Here is a 17,618-nt window from a genome sequence, read left to right as displayed (position 1 = left end):
CACCTACTAAACGTTAAATTGGCCGTCGGTTCCCATGTAGACATCGATCGACATTGGGACTTTACCGCCGTTATGGGAAACTTCGCCGCGAATACCAAAGCCGAGTTGTAATGGGTTATGGTGGTCTTCACGGTAATGAACCTCGACATTAAGCAGTCGCGGTTCAAAGCGTTCTATGGTTGATGTGATGTTTTTTTGAATGTGGCGAACGAGGTTTGTGTTATTGGATAGCACATCGTTGAAATCAGGCAGGCCGTACTCATCATCAATCATGGCGTTGCCAGAATGTGTGTTCAATAAGTCGGCAAGGTGCGAATGAATAGACTCAATTAAGTGTTTGTGAGACACCACTTTCTCGTAGCAGTTTTTTGGCTCACCCAATTCAATCCGTTCTAGAAGACGGTAACCTTTTTCCATGTTCGGTCCTACGAAAAAAGCAGCCAGTCTTCACTGGCTGCTTGATGGTTTCAGTAATGGGCTATTGGTCTAGTTTACCAACTAGAGACAAGTCGAAGCTTGCGCCCATGTACTTGAAGTGAGGACGTACAGACATCGATACTTTGTACCAACCTGGATCGCCTTCTACGTCTGATACCTCTACCTTCGCAGCGCGAAGTGGACGGCGACCACGAACTTCCGCTGGCGGGTTCTCCTGGTCAGATACGTATTGACGGATCCACTTGTTCAGTTCGATTTCTAGGTCAGAACGCTCTTTCCAAGAACCGATTTGCTCACGCTGTAGCACTTTGATGTAGTGTGCCAGACGGTTGATGATGAACATGTAAGGAAGCTGAGTACCTAGCTTGTAGTTCATCTCTGCTTGTTTGCCTTCAGGCGTGTTCGCAAACACTTTTGGTTTTTGAACAGAGTTTGCAGAGAAGAACGCCGCGTTGTCAGAACCTTTACGCATAGTTAGAGCAATGAAGCCCTCTTCTGCTAGTTCGTACTCACGACGGTCAGAAACAAGGATCTCAGTTGGGATCTTAGTTTCGATTTGACCCATTGCTTCAAAGTTGTAAACCGGTAGGTCTTGAACCGCACCACCACTTTGAGGACCAATGATATTCGGACACCAACGGTATTTAGCGAATGACTCACTGATCTTAGACGCCATCGCGTACGCTGAGTTGCCCCATAGGTAGTTGTCGTGGCTGTCTGTTACTTTCTCATCGTAGTCAAACGCCTTAATTGGGTTATCTTCTACAGAGTAAGGTGTACGCAGCATGAAGCGAGACGTACATAGACCTAAGTAACGCGCATCTTCGTGCTCACGCAGACCACGCCATTTCGCGTACTGTGGACCTTCGAATACAGACTTAAGGTCTTTTAGGTTTGGTAGCTCTTCGTAGCTATCTAGGCCAAAGAATTTAGCCGATGCAGACGTGATGAACGGCGCGTGAGACATTGCGCCCACGTTCGCCATGTATTCCATCAATTTGATATCAGGCGTTGATGCTGACATGTCAAAATCACAGATTACTGCACCAACAGGTTTACCACCGAATTGGCCGTATTCACGTGTGTAGATCTGCTTGTAAAGACCAGACTTCACCACTTCTGGTGCGTCTTCGAAGTCATCAAGAACTTCATCTTTCTTCGCTGAGATCAATTCAATTTGAATGTTCTCACGGAAGTCAGTGTGGTCAACAAGGTACTTAAGACCACGCCACGTTGATTCAACCGCTTGAACTTCTTCGCTGTGAAGAATCGCATCAACCTGGTTCGACAGTTTTTGGTCGATTTCAGAGATCATCAGATCAACCAAAGATTGGTCTACTTTCTCTGTGTTCGAGCTGCTTAGTAGCTCACTGATGAATGCTTCTACGCCGCGTTTTGCAACGTCAAAACCTTCATCACTTGGCTTTAAACGAGTTTCATTAAGAATGCTATCCAGAAGTGAGCCTGATTCAACTAAGGCTGCTTCTTGTTCTGGCGCTTGTGCTTCTGCAGACATGATATCCCTTACTCTTCTTTCGCTTCTTGGTCGGCGCCAATGCTTAGTTCATCCAACAGTTTCTTTCTCGCTTCTTCGTCTTGAAGAACCGATGCGATCTTCTTACGGAACGCAGGAACGTTTCCTAGAGGACCTTTCAGTGCAACCAAGGCTTCGCGAAGTTCAAGCAAGCTGTTTAGCTCAGGTACGCTTTTCGCGATTGCTTCAGGAGAGAAGTCCTTCATGTTTTGGAACGTTAGATCAACGCCGATTTGACCACCTTCTTCTTCAGAAAGACGGTTTTCAACATTCACTTTAACGTTTGGAGACATGCCTTCTAGCACTTCGTTAAAGTTGTCTTTATCGATATTGATTGGAGTACGTTCTTCGATTGGCGTCTCATCTGCACGTGCAGTAAAGTCGCCAACTACCATCATGCTCAGCGGCAGCTCTACGTCGTCTTGCGTATCACCAGTTGCTGGAACATAACGGATATTAATTCGCTCTTTAGGAGCCACCGAGCCGTCACGTGACATAATTAGTTCCTTATTTAACTCTTTAATTAGTCATAAATTGCTTTCCACTCTTCATACTTCTCAGGCAAAAGATCCTTACTTCTGAATAACTGATGGAGTGTCTTTCGAATCAGGTCTTCTAACTGTGACGATAAGTGGGGTTCCCAGCTCGCGAGATTAAACGCTTTTTGTACTTCCCAACCCTTCTCAAGATAAGGCAGACACAGCGGGTATAATCCAACAGACTGGTAAGCTGCTATCAATTGTAAATACAGCATAAACTGTCCACGTCCCGAGCTATCCAGCTCGAGTTTGCGGGCAAGTTCTGCGGCATATTCCCCTAGGTTTTCTAGAGTGATATCCTCCATCGGCAGCGAATCTTCTTGCGAAATCACAACCGTTTGAACAACGGATTGAGACGTCGAAGAAGTTGCATCCTGAGTCGATAACCAGCTCAAGGTCGCTTCATCTGCAAATGGTAAAGAATTCTTAAATGAGAGGTGCTCGATGCCCTCTAGCGAATCAACAAAACGCTGCACTTCTTGTTTCACAGCCAGCGCTGCATCGTCGAAGCCCAAGTTATTGAGCATCGAATACACGAAGTAATGACCTGTTAGCCAAAACGGCGCATCCGTTAGTGTGCGCTCCAAACGTTTAATGGTGTCGATGTCGCTTTCTTGATTGGCTTTGTCTCTGTATTCCGCCTGTTGATCGGAAGACACTGCCAAGCTCAATGGCGTTTGATTGTTTTGATGATCAGGCAGACCATCAATATCATCCCAAGTCAGATGACGATAAATTCGGTAAGCCAGCGGATCACTTGGATTTGCATGAAGCATGACTTCTGCGACCTTCTTCAAGGTACGCTTAGAAGCTGTCGGTGAAGAGAAGTCCGTATCGACATCCACTTCTTTTGCTACCGCTTTCTTAACTGGTGTAGGTTTAGAGGCTGGCGCTACCGTCTTTGCCGGAGCGGTTTGCACTTCGCTCTGTGCCGGCTTTTCTACTGCGGCTGGCTGTGCAGTTGGCGTAGATATCGCCTGTTCAACGGTAACCGATGCATCATCGACTTGGTCATCCGCCGCAGCTTGTTGAGATAAGACATTGAGCTGCGTGCGAATCTCAAAGAAATCCGCTTCTGAGTCTTGGTAAACATCATCGAACTGTCGCTGAACCTCTTCAATGGTCGAAATACAGCTTGAAACCAGATCCCATGACTGAGCACTCTCTGCTAACTTACCGCTTACCAATTTAAACTGATGGTTCAGCCATTCGACCGCGCCATCTCTGCCGCGCTTTCGCGAAGGATACAGTTCAACGCCAAAGCGACTTAACGCCTCACTAAGCAGCTTTAGACCTTGTTCAAAACCTTGAAGACCAAACTCTTCCGTTAGCGCGCGTACAAGGTAACAAATGGCTTTTAAGTCTTTGCTATGGTGCTCTAGCACTTCAGTCGCATGCGTTTTTACGACGCCCCAATCGACCGTTTCACCAAACAGGGAACCGAATTTCTTTACTTCTGATTCCATCATCTCGTAGCAAAACTCGTAGCGAGCATCTTCACCCACTGGCGTTGCATCAGAGATAGGGGCCAATAAGCGTTCGATATCGATATCAGACATTAGCCTCTCCCCTCTGCTAGATAATCTCTCAGAGCGCGCTCAACGGCGATTGCACCACGTGCCGGGCGAGAAAGTTGATGACTTTTATCGATAGAATCCGTAGCCATGCTCTCAAGCAGATCGGTAATTTCACTAAACTTCTTCGGCGCGTTTCGCTCAAGGTCAGCCAGTGAATCGTGCAATTTTTGCTTATCAAACACCGATTGCTCAGTCACAGTGCTAAATAGAATGTATTCGCTACGAGCAACAATCAGATCCTTGACCTTTTTGTTCAGCGCCGGCGTGTTACCAAAATAAGTCTTAGCGGCCTTCGCCTCTTCAATGGCTTTGGTGTAGTAATGATCTTTTGCGTGCTGCTCGATAGAGTCGTTGATGTTTGCCATCACCTTGTTTGGCAACACTTGGCTGTAGAAGTACGCTTCCGATTGATTCAACAACCAAGCCGCTTTCATCTCTTCGTCGGCCAACTTAGCTTCACCATCAAGGATTAAATTAGCAATCTGCTCGTCTTTGCTTCCCGCAACAGCAGAGATTTTCATCGAATCAACCGACGCGACATTTAAACCTGCCATCACTTTGGTTAAGGTTTTATCGGCGTATGGGAATAAAGCACCGTCATCGACCAATTTTTCTCGTAACGTCACCAACTCTTTACGCAAATCCACTAGCGTCTTCGGTAAGTCATCCGCTAGAGCTTGATAAGAAGTCAATTGCGCCTGATTATTTTTGTACAGCTTAGACAGTTTCATTTGCTGCACTTGGTAGGCTTCACGATAAGGTGCCGTCGACATGACGTCTTTTTCCATATCATTGAGCGCCTGCTCAATCGCCCAAGGAGGCTGAGCCAAGAAGGAAGCGGTTTGTGCTGGTTTGATCGTACTCGCCAGAGGGGTTTCGTTTTGTGAAATTGTCGGTTCCGACTTCACAATCGTTTTCCACTCAGGCTGGTTTTGTTCATATAAGTAATGGCCTGTAATTGCCATCACGCTCAATACCAAGCTGGCTTCGAGCACTTTAAAGCGACCGTAACCGGCTTTGTCTTGCGGTTTACAATGCGTCAGCAATAAGTCGGCATTACGCAAGCTGCTAAAAATAGGCGCATTCGACTGTGAATCAATAGATTGAGTGTCAATGCGTGCAAGTTGCTGTGCAAAAGAAATCGCAGTGTAGCCATGCCCTCTTGGGTTATTAATCACTTGCTTGAGCAGTTTCCAAATATGGTTTGGAATTAATGCCGGACGCTTGCGATCTTTTAATTGCTTATGCCAAGCGTCACCAAAGATCGAACCAATAAATAAATGGCCCGTCAGTAATGCAAGTGAATAAACATCGTCTTGTGGCTCGGTTGTACCTGTCTCAAGATAAAGAGGTGAAGCGTAACTTAAACTTGCCTCAGCATGAGATTCTGTCTCACCAATATAGCGAGCCGCACCAAAATCGATGAGCTTGACGTAGTCGCCTTCGCTCACCAAAACATTTGATGGTTTGATATCAAGATGGCAGATACCTCGGGTGTGCATAAATTCCAGCGCACCTGCGAGTTGGTAAACTAACCAAGCAATATGGTCGTGACGGAAACCTTTAGAGGAGTGACGCTCCATCTTTTCTGCCAGTGATTCACCTTGAATCCACTCGTACATTAAGTATGGGCGTTCAAATTCGTTACCGATTTTAATGAAATCTGCAACGCTAGGATGTTGAGAAAGTTCTAATCTGCTTGCCTCATTGACCAACATCTTATTGGCAATGTCTGGCGCATCCTCGTTGACGACTTTACAGCAGATTTGTTTTTCTGGTTGGCCTTTTTTGGCGAGATGGTAAACCGTAGTTCTACCATTTTTCGATGGCAGCGTGTCTAGAACATCAAATTGTGAAAAAAGCACGTACTCAAGCTTTGGCTTATTTTTCTGCGCCAACCTTTGCTCGTTCTGTTTCTTTTTCTCAATGGCTTTGACAACCAATTGATCAATATATCCTTTGGCTGCTCCCTGCTTATCAGACACTTTGCACTCTTTTATCGAACAAATATTATTAGGCCGAAATAATATTTGCTGAAACATCCTTGTTTCAAGGCTGGTATTTAAAACGAACAGTAACGCTATTACTTTAGTTATAATTACTAAGTTATTAGACTCTTTGACTTACGCTTTCACTACATAAGTTATGTTGTTTTCATCGATTAAATACCATGCCGAGATTATGAGAGCATTTTAATAAGGTTTTGCGTGTTGTTTTGTACTAGCACGCCAGTAATTGAAGCAGCCCTTTATCACCATTAAAATCAAACATTAATAGCGATGCAGGTTGGTTAAAATGATGATTTTTAACCGTAAATGCGACCAAAGCGAGTGAAGAACTACTGCCTATCGTGCCCCATAACTCATTGATAAGCTGTGGCTGTTCTGGGTTCGTAAAACGTTCTGCTTTGGCCCCCAATGCAAAGCCGTAATCTTCCGTGTGCATGCGGAGATTCGTCATATCGGAATACACTTCACCAAATGAATCGAGCTTTTTACTCGCACGCTGAACAAGGCGAAACATGCCTCGTCGGTCTGAAGTATTTAATTCCGTATCAATATAGCCAAGCTGCGCTTGAGGCTTAAGTTTCAATGTTTCTACCGTATTTCTTCGGCAGAGAATTAAACCAGCCCCTCCCTCACTCGGAATAATGCCCCACGGATTATTGGTACTCATGACCATGGCATCATCGATGAGCGCTTGCATCGTATCCACCATAGAATCGACGCTAATACACATCATGGCATCGTATTTATCCAAGGACTTCATAGCCTGTAGCACGAAGCTAGGCCCACTGGCATGCACTGCTTCGACCACAGAAAGAAAGTCAGAATAGTCACTTTCACCAAGCCATTCTTGCATCTTCACTAATGAAATTGTCGTTGGCACAGCAATAAGTAATGGAATCGGCTTCAAAGAACGAGGTAACTGCACTAGCAAGGAATCCAGTAAATTTGCAGTTAACTCGCACGTTTTTTCAAATAATGCGCTCTCTTTTGTGTACTCGATTTTGGCAAACGTGAAACGCTCAATGCCGTCTTTACCAACCACTTGATCAAATCTGGCTAAATCAGCGTTTGCGACACTGGTTGCGATATCCAGATTCATGCCAGTAGGTGTCATCACTTCCATTCCCAGTACGTAACGGCCTGTTGAATTATGCATGCTCGCTTACCTCTTCCAACTTAGTGATCGATGTCGACACCAACAAATGCTCTTTACCTTGACAAGGAAACGCCGCGGTGTAACTGATTGATATGGTTTTCTTTTCAGCATCCACGAATAAGGTGTACATCGCCATATCGACTTGGTAGCTACTGTCTTTGAACGTCGCGATTGCGCGATATCTCTCTTTAGGAATTCGGAATGAAAGCGTGTCATCATGACAGAAACCACTCATCATCAAGCGCTCACCACCATGAAGAAAGCCCTTACATTGTTGGTCTACAGGCGCGCTTTGAAAGAAACGCTTATCAAAGTCGAGCGGTAACATTGGCTTGCGATTTTCAATCCAATCTTCATCAAATGTCCCCGCCAGTTTTTGGCGCGATTCAAAGAAAGGAGGAACAGGACCAAAGCCCGCTACGCGAAGATTTTTCGACGTAGAACTCCACTCTTCTCTCGGGTAGAAAACCGAAGGCACTTTCTGTTCGAGCAGTTCTTTGTTGGAATCGGCAACCCCACCACCAACTCGGTTACGTAGATCCCCACCAATTGCACAGGTGTAATCTATGTCTTTTTCAATAAAAGGAATAGGCTTACTGAGCGTGATACTGCCACCATGTTCAACCCAAACACGTTCACCATGAATCGCGAGGGTTTTATCAATGTGGCCATCAATCAACACGCGACACTCTTGGTATGTCACTGGCTTTTTCGCGTAACTGCGCGCTTTGCCGTAAACAAGCACATCTGTGTTGTCTTTTGTATACGCAAACTCGTGGTCAACTTTCATCGCAGAGAAACCTTCTTCGCCCAAATATTGGGGATCGTCGAAGATTTCGCTTTCACCTAATTCTTGCCAAACCACACCATCGAATTGCCATGTACGTTTAGCGACCACAACCCACACTTCATCGCCGTTTTCGTCACGTTGAAAACGACCTTTAAGTGATAGCTCCGGGTGCGCTTCAATATCCCATAACTGCATTGCTATTCCTTAAGTTGAATCGTTCGCTCGCAGAAGGTGCGGCCTTTAAATTGTTGAAGTTCCAGTCTTGCTGATGTATCGGCATCGCCATATCCCAAGGTACGTACGCTCTGGATTGAATGCAGATTTGGCGCCATAACCAATCGCGGAACAGTACATCAACGTTAGGATCTTGCATCGCAGCTAAAGTAGATTCGAAGCTCAATGCATAACCTAAGCGACTTGGTAGGTTTTGGACGTGTTTTTCATCTTCCACCCATTCATTGAGCAGGTCGACGATCTCTTCCCACTCATATTCGACACCAACGTCTTCGGGAGTAAGGGGAAGAAGCTTTCCGTAAACCACATACAAAGCTTGAATCCAAGTTTCACCGTCATCTTCTTCCAGAGTTTCCAAGTGCTCGATGATTTCTGGCACTAACTTCCAATCGCCACTCAGAGCAAAATCAAAGGGGGCTAATGACGAAGAGATATCAAACGCCTCAAACTCTTTGAGTTCTAATAGCTTCGCGAAAGTCAGCACTTGATCAGAAGGCAAACCACTCGGCTCAATACCAAAACACTGACGGAACCAGGTGCCTCTGTCGCGTTTAGTGATCAAACGTTCAAACAGATATTGTTCAGAGTTCGCATTGTCATTAATCCATTCAATCCCCTCTTCCACATCTTGCAATGCCAATAGAGGTAGCGCGATATTAGAACGTATAATTTCCGCTTTATGCCAACGTTTAATTAACGCAACACTCAAAGCTTGACGCAGACGCAAGCACTCGAAGTACAACGTACTCGATTTTGCCTTCCCCTCAATCAGTTCAGACATCATGCTATCAATGTGTTCAACTGGAGATTGCGTGACAATGAACATAGCCGTTTTAGTATCTAACGCTTCGAGTAAGCTCAATCCACATAAAAGGTTATCCAACTCAGAGCCCAACTCACCCTGAAGCATCAACCAGCCGTAGATTTCTGGCTCTTGGCCTCTTAATTGATGAATCAAGCCCGGTGCTAATCGATAAAACGACAAGTAGACCTGCTTGAGCTCTTCAATTTGACGCTCGATCAGTTTGAGATACTCCAACTCACGACTTGGATAGCCCCGCTTGTGAATTTGAATTCGCTGCTTGATTAAAAATCCGATGCTTTCAGAAGCAATAGACAGCTTTTCATTACAAAAGCTCAGCCAAGTTGGCGGTAATTGGGAAAGGTCGTTCACAGCACGCTCAGCTCTTGTTAACGCGCCTTCGACTTCTTGATTGGTTATTGGTGCCTTTAGGTGCTCGACACCGATTCTTTGTCGCATCTACTTATCCGTTTTTAGCGTGCGATAACGCGATTGCAATTAGTTAACTCGAGTGGCTAGTCAATTCGTTACCACGAGATAAAGAGTTAAAACGAGCTAACTAGTTAATTGCGATCGTTCCGCCTTGAATTTTTTGTGCTTTCTCTGCTTGAGAAGTGACGTATTTCGCTTTAGTGGTAATTCGGCTATCACGCCCGCTGTAGCGAGTTTCTGTCTCACCACTTCTAACGATCAGTTCTTGCTCTGTCTCGATGACCATCTTCTTTGCTCGCAGTACAAACTCCTCAGAGTCATCCAAAATGGAGAAGAAAATGTCCGTCACAAGAGGCAAGCTTAAGTCGTCGTTCAAAAACTCGATTCGACAACTTAATCGATTATCGATAGCCATTTGTAGCTCAGAGCGACGAAAGCCACGCCCTAACCTTGCGGTAAGTGGTTGGTTAAATGGGTTGCCATCAAAATCAACGCGGACACTGCACGTTGATTCGTTGATGGCGACTATGGTTCCAAAACGCGAAAAGCAAGCCGGTGAATCGGCTTGCTGCTTCGTGATGGTTTCTGTAATAAGAGGTTGTTTTTCCATCATTAGTTAATCGCTACGTTACCACCTTTAACGACGACTTTATCGCTACCTTCAATGGTGATTGAAGAACCAGAGAGCTTGATTGAACCGTCACTGTTCATCACTAATGAAGAACCACCGGTTTTCAGTACAATCTTGTCACCACTGATGATTTGCGTTGCGCCATCGGCTTTGTATGACGTATTACCTTTCACCGACACGGTTAAGTTGCCGCCTACGGTTTGGTTATCATCCGCACCAATGTCTGAGCTCTTCGATGCACCAACGGTTAAGTTGCTGTTTTCACCCACATCCAGATCGTCATTTTTGCCAATCTTGGTCGTGCGGTTATCACCAATTTCCAAATCAGAATTGTTTTTCACATACTGAGTTTCGTTGGCGTTATAAGTGACAGTGACGTCTTGCTCTACTGTCTCAGTAAAGGTGCTGTTTACTTGCGTTGTCTTGTGACCATCAATGGTTTCTTTGTGGTCACCGTGTACTTCGTTGGTTTGATGACGCGCTACCTTTAAGAACTCATCCTGACCGATGTCTCGGTAACGGTTGTTGAGTACTTTCGTCGACATGTCTTTTTGAGCGTGAATGTAGACTTCTTCTTGGTTCGCTTCGTCCTCAAAGCTCAGCTCGTTATAACCAGTGCCTTTGTGCGTCTGAGTACGGAACGTGGTACGCGTTTTGTTTTCTGGCAACGAGTAAGGAGGGAAATGCAGGCCGTTATAAACCGCGCCAGTCACTAGCGGACGGTCTGGGTCCCCTTCAAGGAAGGTCACTACAACTTCATGGCCAATACGTGGCAAATAAACCGCACCCCAAGTTGGAGCCGCCATAGATTGGCTAACGCGAATCCAGCAACTTGCATGTTCATCATTGTCGCCATAACGATCCCAATGGAACTGAACTTTGATTCGTCCAAGCTTATCGGTGTAGATCTCTTCGCCTGCTGGGCCTACGACAACAGCGGTTTGCGGGCCATCAACTAGTGGCGCTGCCATTTTTGGTGCTTTGAATACCACATCGCGTGGAATACAAGAAAACTGGTTGTAGTAGGTCGTCGGCATCCCACTGGTTTCGTCTTCATGCACTTGTGGATCTTGCCCAGTATGCATGACGGACAGCATGATGTAATCACGGTTAATTTCTGAACGAGGATGCTCACCAATATTGAAGCTGTAACCAGACGCCAAACGCATTACATCACTGCTTGCTTCCACTTGTTGGTTATCCACAATGTGCTCAGACATCCATTCCGTCGTTCTCACCTGCCCCATCGCAGGATCAACATAACGACCTGGGTAATCGAACTGCTTCAAATCTTGGTCAAGGTCACCCGCGTGCGTCATCTCTTGCGGGATCTTTGGCTGCTCGTAGTTGTAATCAGTGTACGTAACCTGACCAGTTCGAACGCGGTTAACAAGCTCTAGGTCAGAGATGTGCTCGCGATCGGCAACACCGCCGCCGTCAGCGTGGAACACAATGGGTCCGATGTATGATGCATTGATTGGTGAGCTCACCAAAGGCGCGATAGCATCGTTACTATCCACAATCACCATGGTGTGGTTTGAATCGGTATGGTCAAAGTAATACCACATACCGTGCTCAGCCATCATTCGTTGAACGAAGTGCAAGTCAGATTCGCGATATTGCAGAACGTACTCTTTTGGAGGGTAAGTACCCGAGACTTCAAATCGGTAATCAGTAACCGCTCCATCATCTAACACTTCAGTGATGATATCTTGCGCTGACTTTTGTTGGAAAATGCGACAATCTTGGCGCTGAGATAAAAACCAAGCTTGAGGAACCAAAACCAATTGATAGCGAGAAAAACGACGCCCCGTACCTAGGTAACGAACTTCGTTTACTACGCCGTTGAATACGCGCGCAGCACCGACACCCTGTCCATAAAGAGTCAGCGTGCCCGCTTTACGAATGAGAGCATCAAAAGAGATATCTGGATCAAGTGAAAGTAATGAGAGACTGATGTGAAAAGGCTTCGAAAGCTCTTCATTCACTTGAAAGCTTTCTACTCGAAACTCGTGCCCACACCCTGGCACTTCAAATTTAAATTCTACGTCATTCACCATATCTTTTACCTGATACAAATAATCGAATTAGGGCCAACAATTGTTGGCCCTGAATCTTTACGCAAAAAGCAATTATGCTTCGCGTGGAGCACGCCAGTCGTCGTTACCAGCTGTACCACAGTTTTCGTGAGTTACTTCGATTGCACGGTAAGTCAGCTTAAGAACTTCTTCTGTCACGCGGTCTGCAGTTGCAGCATCTTGACAGTGGTTCATGCGAGTTTGGATATCTACAAGTAGCGCATCAATCAGTTTGATTGAGTAGTAGTGCTCTTGCTTACCTTGAACTGAAGTACGGTAGAAACGAATCACACACTCAGGAAGTTTTTCACCAGATACTAGTGCGTTGAATAGTAGTGGAGAAGAACGGTCTTGAACTTTAGTTACAACAAGTGGGCGGTGTACACGTTGACCTGTTGGCTGACCGCTTTGTGGGTCACGTGGCACTGTTAGTACGTGGTCTAGCTCTTGTACTAGGAACTCATCAACGTGAGCTTCTTGCCAAGTGTTACCTACAGAATCTGCAGAGTAAGTATCTTTAGTGATGTGACCTTGAGTTTCACCTTGGATAGACATATATGCTGGAGTTGGCATCGTTATTTCCTTTTCTAAAATCTGTTTTGTTTAAATCACCAAATCGCTTATCACCGCGACTACTTGGTATAATCAAACTCCGTGCCAACTTTTATAAACCTTTAAATACAACAGCTTAGAGAGAAATCAGCTTTATTTATCAATTTATTAAGTACAATTTATTGGATGAAAAACCAAAAAGTTGGATTTAAATAATAATAAATTGTTTCGATTATAAAAAGTGAAAATAACCATATATTTAAGGCAGAATAAAGTTAATAACACTAGCAATTTAGGCACATTAACCAATAATTAATTCACAATAACAATGAATATTTATCAGTGGTAAATATTCACACTAATATCATCATTAAAATCACCAACAAACGATAGTCAAAATATCTTGATAAAAAAACCGCACTGTCACTTTTAGTATAATAGCCGCTACCTCTTTTCCTCTAAAGAATAAAATGGCTATGATAAATATAAACCTTTCTTCATTAATTCAGCGTCTACACCCGATTGCAAAAGTTGCATTAGAAGACGCCGCTGCACTTGCAGTCTCTGAAAAAGCAAACGAAGTTCAAATTGAGCATTATTTACTGAGTCTATTAGAAAGGCCAAATAGTGATTTTGACGTCTTATTAAGTCATTTTGATTGTTCTGAGAACTTATTAAGACAATCGGTTCGATCCACACTCGACACCAACGCCAAAGGAAATGGCAGCAAACCTGTTTTTTCTGCTTTATTAATCGAATGGTTACAAGAAAGCTGGCTGGTTTCTTCTTTAGATCTATCCGAAACACAAATCCGCTCTGGCGCCCTACTCCTTACTCTTGTTAGCAACCCTCTACGTTACGGCCAACATGGTTACGCCTCTATCCTTGAAGCGGTAAACCCTGACAGCCTTAAGCGTAACTTTGCAGAGCTAACAAGCCACTCTATTGAGGCGCAAGTCGCAACTTCTGAGAAAACACAAGCTCGTGAAGATGGTTCCGCACTGAGCAAGTTCACGACCGACTTCACTGGTAAAGCACGCAAAGGCGAAATCGACCCTGTTTTCTGCCGCGACCAAGAAATCCGCCAAATCGTGGACATTCTTGCTCGTCGCCGTAAAAACAACCCTATTGCTGTTGGTGAACCGGGCGTTGGTAAAACCGCAGTAGTAGAAGGCTTGGCACTTAAGATTGTACAAGGTGACGTACCAGACAACCTCAAAGGTGTTGAGCTTTACGGCCTAGACATGGGTCTTCTGCAAGCAGGCGCAAGCGTAAAAGGTGAATTCGAAAAACGCCTAAACGCGGTATTGGATGAAGTAAAAAACTCACCAACGCCAATCATCCTATTCATCGATGAAGCACACACCCTTGTTGGTGGTGGTAACCAAGCGGGCGGCAGCGACGCTGCAAACTTGTTAAAACCAGCCCTAGCACGTGGTGAAGTGAAAACTATCGCTGCAACAACATGGTCGGAATACAAGAAGTACTTCGAGAAAGATCCTGCCCTTGCGCGTCGTTTCCAATTGGTAAAACTCGACGAACCGTCTCCTGAACAAGCAGCATTGATCATTCGTGGTCTTCGCCCTGCTTATGAAAAATCACACAATGTTTACGTGCGTGATGACGCCATCACTGCTGCGGCAGCACTTTCTGCTCGTTACATCTCTGGCCGTCAACTACCAGATAAAGCGATCGATGTACTAGATACGGCGTGTGCACGAGTGAACATTAGCCTTAATGCCATTCCTGCTTCTGTTGAGACTCTGCAGCAAGAACTTGCAGCTCAACAGCGCGAGCTAGAAGCTCTTGAGCGTGATGCTCTGCAGCAAACTGGCGACAAGCACAGCCTTGCTAACATTCCAGACCTAAAACTGGTAATGGAAACAACGAAAGAAGAGCTAGCAGAGCAAGAAGCCCAATGGCACAAAGAAAAAGAGCAGATCCAAGAGATGATTACTCTACGCTCTCGCTTGCATGAACTGGTGTTTGGCGAAACAAATGAAGAAGAGCTTGTTGCAGACGAAGATTCAGAACAAGAGCAAGACGTTTCTCCATATGCAGAAATGGATGAAGAAGCAGTTCGCATTGCAATTTCAGCCTGCCAAGAACAGTTAGACGCAATCCGTAGTGGCAACCCATTGGTTCACTTTGAAGTGGGTCCAGATGAAGTTAGCCACGTGATCTCGGACTGGACTGGTATTCCAATGGGTAAGATGCTTCAAGACGAAGCAGAAACCACACTAAAACTGAAAGAAAGCCTAACACAGAGCATCAAAGGCCAAGAATACGCTATCGATGCACTGTCTGAAGGCATCCAAACAGCAAAAGCTGGCCTAGGAAACCCAGATGCACCGACGGGCGTATTCCTGCTGGTTGGCCCAAGTGGTGTGGGTAAAACCGAAACGGCTCGTGCGATCGCTGACCAAATGTTTGGTGGTGAGCGCTTTATGACGACCATCAACATGTCTGAGTTCCAAGAGAAACACACGGTATCTCGCCTAATTGGTTCACCTCCGGGTTACGTAGGTTACGGTGAAGGCGGCATGCTGACAGAAGCGGTACGTCAGCGTCCATACTCTGTTGTACTTCTTGATGAAGTAGAAAAAGCCGACCCAGAAGTGTTGAACCTGTTCTACCAAGTGTTCGACAAAGGTACGCTGAACGATGGCGAAGGCCGCACAATCGACTTCAAGAACACGCTGATCATCATGACCAGTAACCTTGCAACGCACGAGATCGAATCTTTGGTTCATCAATCAAAAGACATCGATGCAAACATCATCGCAGAAGCTATCCGCCCTACTTTGAACCAACACTTCAAACCGGCACTGTTGGCACGTATGTCGGTACTGCCATTTGTTCCGCTTTCTGATGAAGCGATGACAGAAATCATTCACCATAAGCTGAACAAAGTTTCTCAGCGTCTACAGAGCCATCACAAGCTGTCTCTGAGCTACGAAGAAAGTTTGGTTGAGTTCGTACTAGGTAACTGTCGCCTTGCTGAAACGGGCGCGCGTAACATCGACGCGGTTATCAACCGTCAGTTACTGCCTCAGCTCTCGACTCAGCTACTAGTGCATGACAAGGATGATTCACATACGCAAATCGAAGTGTCTGTCGATGAGCAAGGAACACTAACCTATGCGTTCAGCTAACCATAGCGAACTTAGCAACGCCCTACTTGCGATCAGCCAGTCTTTGGCTGATCGCAGCCAGCTTACTCAAACATTGGACGCTGTGTTGACCGCTGCGAGACAAATGACCCTCGCAAAGCACGGCATCATTTATGTTTTGGACCAGACTGGCCAGGCGTTGATTCCAAGTACCGCTCACCATAACGATAAAACGATTGTTTCCCACCCTTGGGAGGCATTGCAGATTGATTCCGCTAGTGAGAACGACCCATTTAACTTTGCCATTCGCAATGGTGAAGTGGTATTGATTAACGAGTTGTATAAGTACAACGGCTATGACTGTGACAGCATCTATCAAACTGAGCAGACGCTAGGGCTAAAAAGCGAGAACTTACTGGCTTGGCCTTTGATTGATAGCGAAAGTAAGACCATTGGACTCTTGGTCTTGCTCGATTTAAGTGTTATCGACAATGAGGCTGCATTGACCGAGTTTTGTCGTATGGCCGCAAGTAATATTCGCCAAGCCGTTTGGTTAGAGCAATATGGGCAAGTGATTAAAAGCCTCAGTGCCGATAATCAAGCCCTAGTGCGTGAGAACACTCAGCTCAAAAAGCGTACCCAAAAAACCTATCAAGGCCCTATTGCAGAGAGCGAAGAAATGCTCAGTGTTTTGAATCGTCTTGATAAGGTGTTATCTCTTCCTGTCGACGTTCTGTTGCGTGGTGAAACTGGTGCCGGTAAAGAAGTCATCGCGAAATACATTCACGAAAACTCTAACCGAGCAGAACAGCCTTTGATCGTGCAAAACTGTGCGGCTATTCCAGAGCAGTTATTGGAATCTGAGCTTTTTGGGCATAAGAAAGGTTCATTTACGGGCGCAGACAAAGACAAAGTCGGCCTGTTTGAAGCAGCCAACGGCGGCACACTATTCTTGGATGAGATTGGTGATATGCCAATGCTACTGCAGGCAAAATTGCTGCGTGTGCTACAAGAACGTAAAGTTCGCCCAATCGGCACCAGCAAAGAGATTGAAGTGGACGTTCGCGTTATCGCCGCAACCCACTGTAATCTTATGCAGCAAATCAAAGATGGTGGGTTCCGTGCTGACTTGTTCTATCGCTTGAATGTATTCCCGATTACATTGCCCCCTTTAAGAGCCCGTAAGTCGGACATCCTCCCTCTCGCAGAGCACTTCGTGCAACACACCACAAACACGCTAGGTTTACCGCAAGCGCCGGGGTTAAGTGCCAACGTCCGTAAACAACTTCTTGCATACTCTTATCCGGGTAACGTACGTGAGCTCAAAAACATCATCGAACGCTCAGTACTACTGTCCGATTTTGAAACCATCACTCACATCGAGTTTGGTGAACAAATCCCAGAAGATACGCCAAGTGTTGAAGTCAAAGCGGCGTCACCTGCCCCAGAGCAACCTGCTTACGAGCCAGCACAAGCGGATTTAGAAGACGCTTCAATGGGCCTTAAGGACGTTGTCAGCCAATACGAGCGCACAGTGATCATCGATTGCTTAAATGCCTGCAATTGGCACACCAAGAAAGCCGCCGAGCAATTGGCGCTCCCAATGAGTACCCTCAACCACAAGATGAAGAAATACGACATTTCTGCTGCGGGTTAAGCGAGAAGCGAGAAGCGAGAAGCGAGAAGCGAGAAGCGAGAAGCGAGAAGCGAGAAGCGAGAAGCGAGAAGCGAGA

General features: G+C 45.6%; 13 protein-coding genes. 2 read left to right on the top strand and 11 right to left on the bottom strand.

The window, feature by feature from the left end; genetic code table 11:
- Positions 1-6: 6 nt before the first annotated feature.
- From tssE to ACLIIY_RS24170, 11 genes are all read right to left on the bottom strand, one after another.
- Complete coding sequence (tssE, locus tag ACLIIY_RS24220; RefSeq protein ID WP_020195813.1) at positions 7-417, bottom strand: type VI secretion system baseplate subunit TssE; 411 nt, start codon at positions 415-417, stop codon at positions 7-9.
- Between the two features lie 61 nt (positions 418-478).
- On the bottom strand, positions 479-1,954 hold the full coding sequence (gene tssC / locus ACLIIY_RS24215; protein WP_005437988.1) for a type VI secretion system contractile sheath large subunit: 1,476 nt from the start codon (positions 1,952-1,954) through the stop codon (positions 479-481).
- Between the two features lie 8 nt (positions 1,955-1,962).
- Entirely contained in the window at positions 1,963-2,469 is a 507-nt protein-coding gene (gene tssB / locus ACLIIY_RS24210) for a type VI secretion system contractile sheath small subunit (protein ID WP_005437995.1), read from the bottom strand.
- 26 nt (positions 2,470-2,495) lie between these two features.
- Positions 2,496-4,070, bottom strand: a complete 1,575-nt coding sequence (gene tssA / locus ACLIIY_RS24205) for a type VI secretion system protein TssA (RefSeq protein ID WP_434528663.1) — start codon at positions 4,068-4,070, stop codon at positions 2,496-2,498.
- Entirely contained in the window at positions 4,070-6,073 is a 2,004-nt protein-coding gene (locus ACLIIY_RS24200; RefSeq protein WP_009705240.1) for a serine/threonine protein kinase, read from the bottom strand. The genes tssA and ACLIIY_RS24200 overlap by 1 nt, the downstream gene beginning before the upstream one ends.
- Before the next feature lie 235 nt (positions 6,074-6,308).
- Positions 6,309-7,253 carry a hypothetical protein gene (locus ACLIIY_RS24195; protein WP_434528662.1) on the bottom strand — a complete coding sequence of 315 codons (945 nt, stop codon included), beginning with the start codon at positions 7,251-7,253 and terminating at the stop codon, positions 6,309-6,311.
- On the bottom strand, positions 7,246-8,238 hold the full coding sequence (locus tag ACLIIY_RS24190) for a DUF2169 family type VI secretion system accessory protein (RefSeq protein ID WP_434528661.1): 993 nt from the start codon (positions 8,236-8,238) through the stop codon (positions 7,246-7,248). The genes ACLIIY_RS24195 and ACLIIY_RS24190 overlap by 8 nt, the downstream gene beginning before the upstream one ends.
- Positions 8,219-9,538, bottom strand: coding sequence for a hypothetical protein (locus tag ACLIIY_RS24185; protein WP_434528660.1), 1,320 nt, complete (start codon positions 9,536-9,538; stop codon positions 8,219-8,221). The genes ACLIIY_RS24190 and ACLIIY_RS24185 overlap by 20 nt, the downstream gene beginning before the upstream one ends.
- A gap of 100 nt (positions 9,539-9,638) precedes the next feature.
- Positions 9,639-10,124, bottom strand: coding sequence for a hypothetical protein (locus ACLIIY_RS24180; RefSeq protein ID WP_434528659.1), 486 nt, complete (start codon positions 10,122-10,124; stop codon positions 9,639-9,641).
- Entirely contained in the window at positions 10,124-12,202 is a 2,079-nt protein-coding gene (gene tssI / locus ACLIIY_RS24175; protein WP_005438008.1) for a type VI secretion system tip protein VgrG, read from the bottom strand. The genes ACLIIY_RS24180 and tssI overlap by 1 nt, the downstream gene beginning before the upstream one ends.
- 72 nt (positions 12,203-12,274) lie before the next feature.
- Positions 12,275-12,793, bottom strand: a complete 519-nt coding sequence (locus ACLIIY_RS24170; protein WP_009705234.1) for an Hcp family type VI secretion system effector — start codon at positions 12,791-12,793, stop codon at positions 12,275-12,277.
- Between the two features lie 455 nt (positions 12,794-13,248).
- On the opposite strand from ACLIIY_RS24170, the gene tssH reads away from it, so the two are divergent.
- Both tssH and ACLIIY_RS24160 read left to right on the top strand, forming a co-directional pair.
- Complete coding sequence (gene tssH / locus ACLIIY_RS24165; RefSeq protein ID WP_434529519.1) at positions 13,249-15,927, top strand: type VI secretion system ATPase TssH; 2,679 nt, start codon at positions 13,249-13,251, stop codon at positions 15,925-15,927.
- Positions 15,914-17,542 carry a sigma-54-dependent Fis family transcriptional regulator gene (locus ACLIIY_RS24160; RefSeq protein ID WP_078609691.1) on the top strand — a complete coding sequence of 543 codons (1,629 nt, stop codon included), beginning with the start codon at positions 15,914-15,916 and terminating at the stop codon, positions 17,540-17,542. Before tssH ends, ACLIIY_RS24160 begins: the two co-directional genes overlap by 14 nt.
- Positions 17,543-17,618 lie beyond the last annotated feature (76 nt).

The organism is Vibrio sp. K4, assembly GCF_051122595.1.
Taxonomy (GTDB): Bacteria; Pseudomonadota; Gammaproteobacteria; order Enterobacterales; family Vibrionaceae; genus Vibrio; species Vibrio owensii.
The sequence above is the reverse complement of the archived record's forward strand: the minus strand, read 5'-3'. Positions and strand labels throughout refer to the sequence as shown.

Excerpts from the sequence above, each read along its gene's own strand:
- tssE (WP_020195813.1), bottom strand. The coding sequence starts at position 417 with ATGGAAAAAGGTTACCGTCTTCTAGAACGGATTGAATTGGGTGAGCCA.
- tssC (WP_005437988.1), bottom strand. The coding sequence starts at position 1,954 with ATGTCTGCAGAAGCACAAGCGCCAGAACAAGAAGCAGCCTTAGTTGAA.
- tssB (WP_005437995.1), bottom strand. The coding sequence starts at position 2,469 with ATGTCACGTGACGGCTCGGTGGCTCCTAAAGAGCGAATTAATATCCGT.
- tssA (WP_434528663.1), bottom strand. The coding sequence starts at position 4,070 with ATGTCTGATATCGATATCGAACGCTTATTGGCCCCTATCTCTGATGCA.
- ACLIIY_RS24195 (WP_434528662.1), bottom strand. The coding sequence starts at position 7,253 with ATGCATAATTCAACAGGCCGTTACGTACTGGGAATGGAAGTGATGACA.
- ACLIIY_RS24190 (WP_434528661.1), bottom strand. The coding sequence starts at position 8,238 with ATGCAGTTATGGGATATTGAAGCGCACCCGGAGCTATCACTTAAAGGT.
- ACLIIY_RS24185 (WP_434528660.1), bottom strand. The coding sequence starts at position 9,538 with ATGCGACAAAGAATCGGTGTCGAGCACCTAAAGGCACCAATAACCAAT.
- ACLIIY_RS24180 (WP_434528659.1), bottom strand. The coding sequence starts at position 10,124 with ATGATGGAAAAACAACCTCTTATTACAGAAACCATCACGAAGCAGCAA.
- tssI (WP_005438008.1), bottom strand. The coding sequence starts at position 12,202 with ATGGTGAATGACGTAGAATTTAAATTTGAAGTGCCAGGGTGTGGGCAC.
- ACLIIY_RS24170 (WP_009705234.1), bottom strand. The coding sequence starts at position 12,793 with ATGCCAACTCCAGCATATATGTCTATCCAAGGTGAAACTCAAGGTCAC.
- tssH (WP_434529519.1), top strand. The coding sequence starts at position 13,249 with ATGATAAATATAAACCTTTCTTCATTAATTCAGCGTCTACACCCGATT.
- ACLIIY_RS24160 (WP_078609691.1), top strand. The coding sequence starts at position 15,914 with ATGCGTTCAGCTAACCATAGCGAACTTAGCAACGCCCTACTTGCGATC.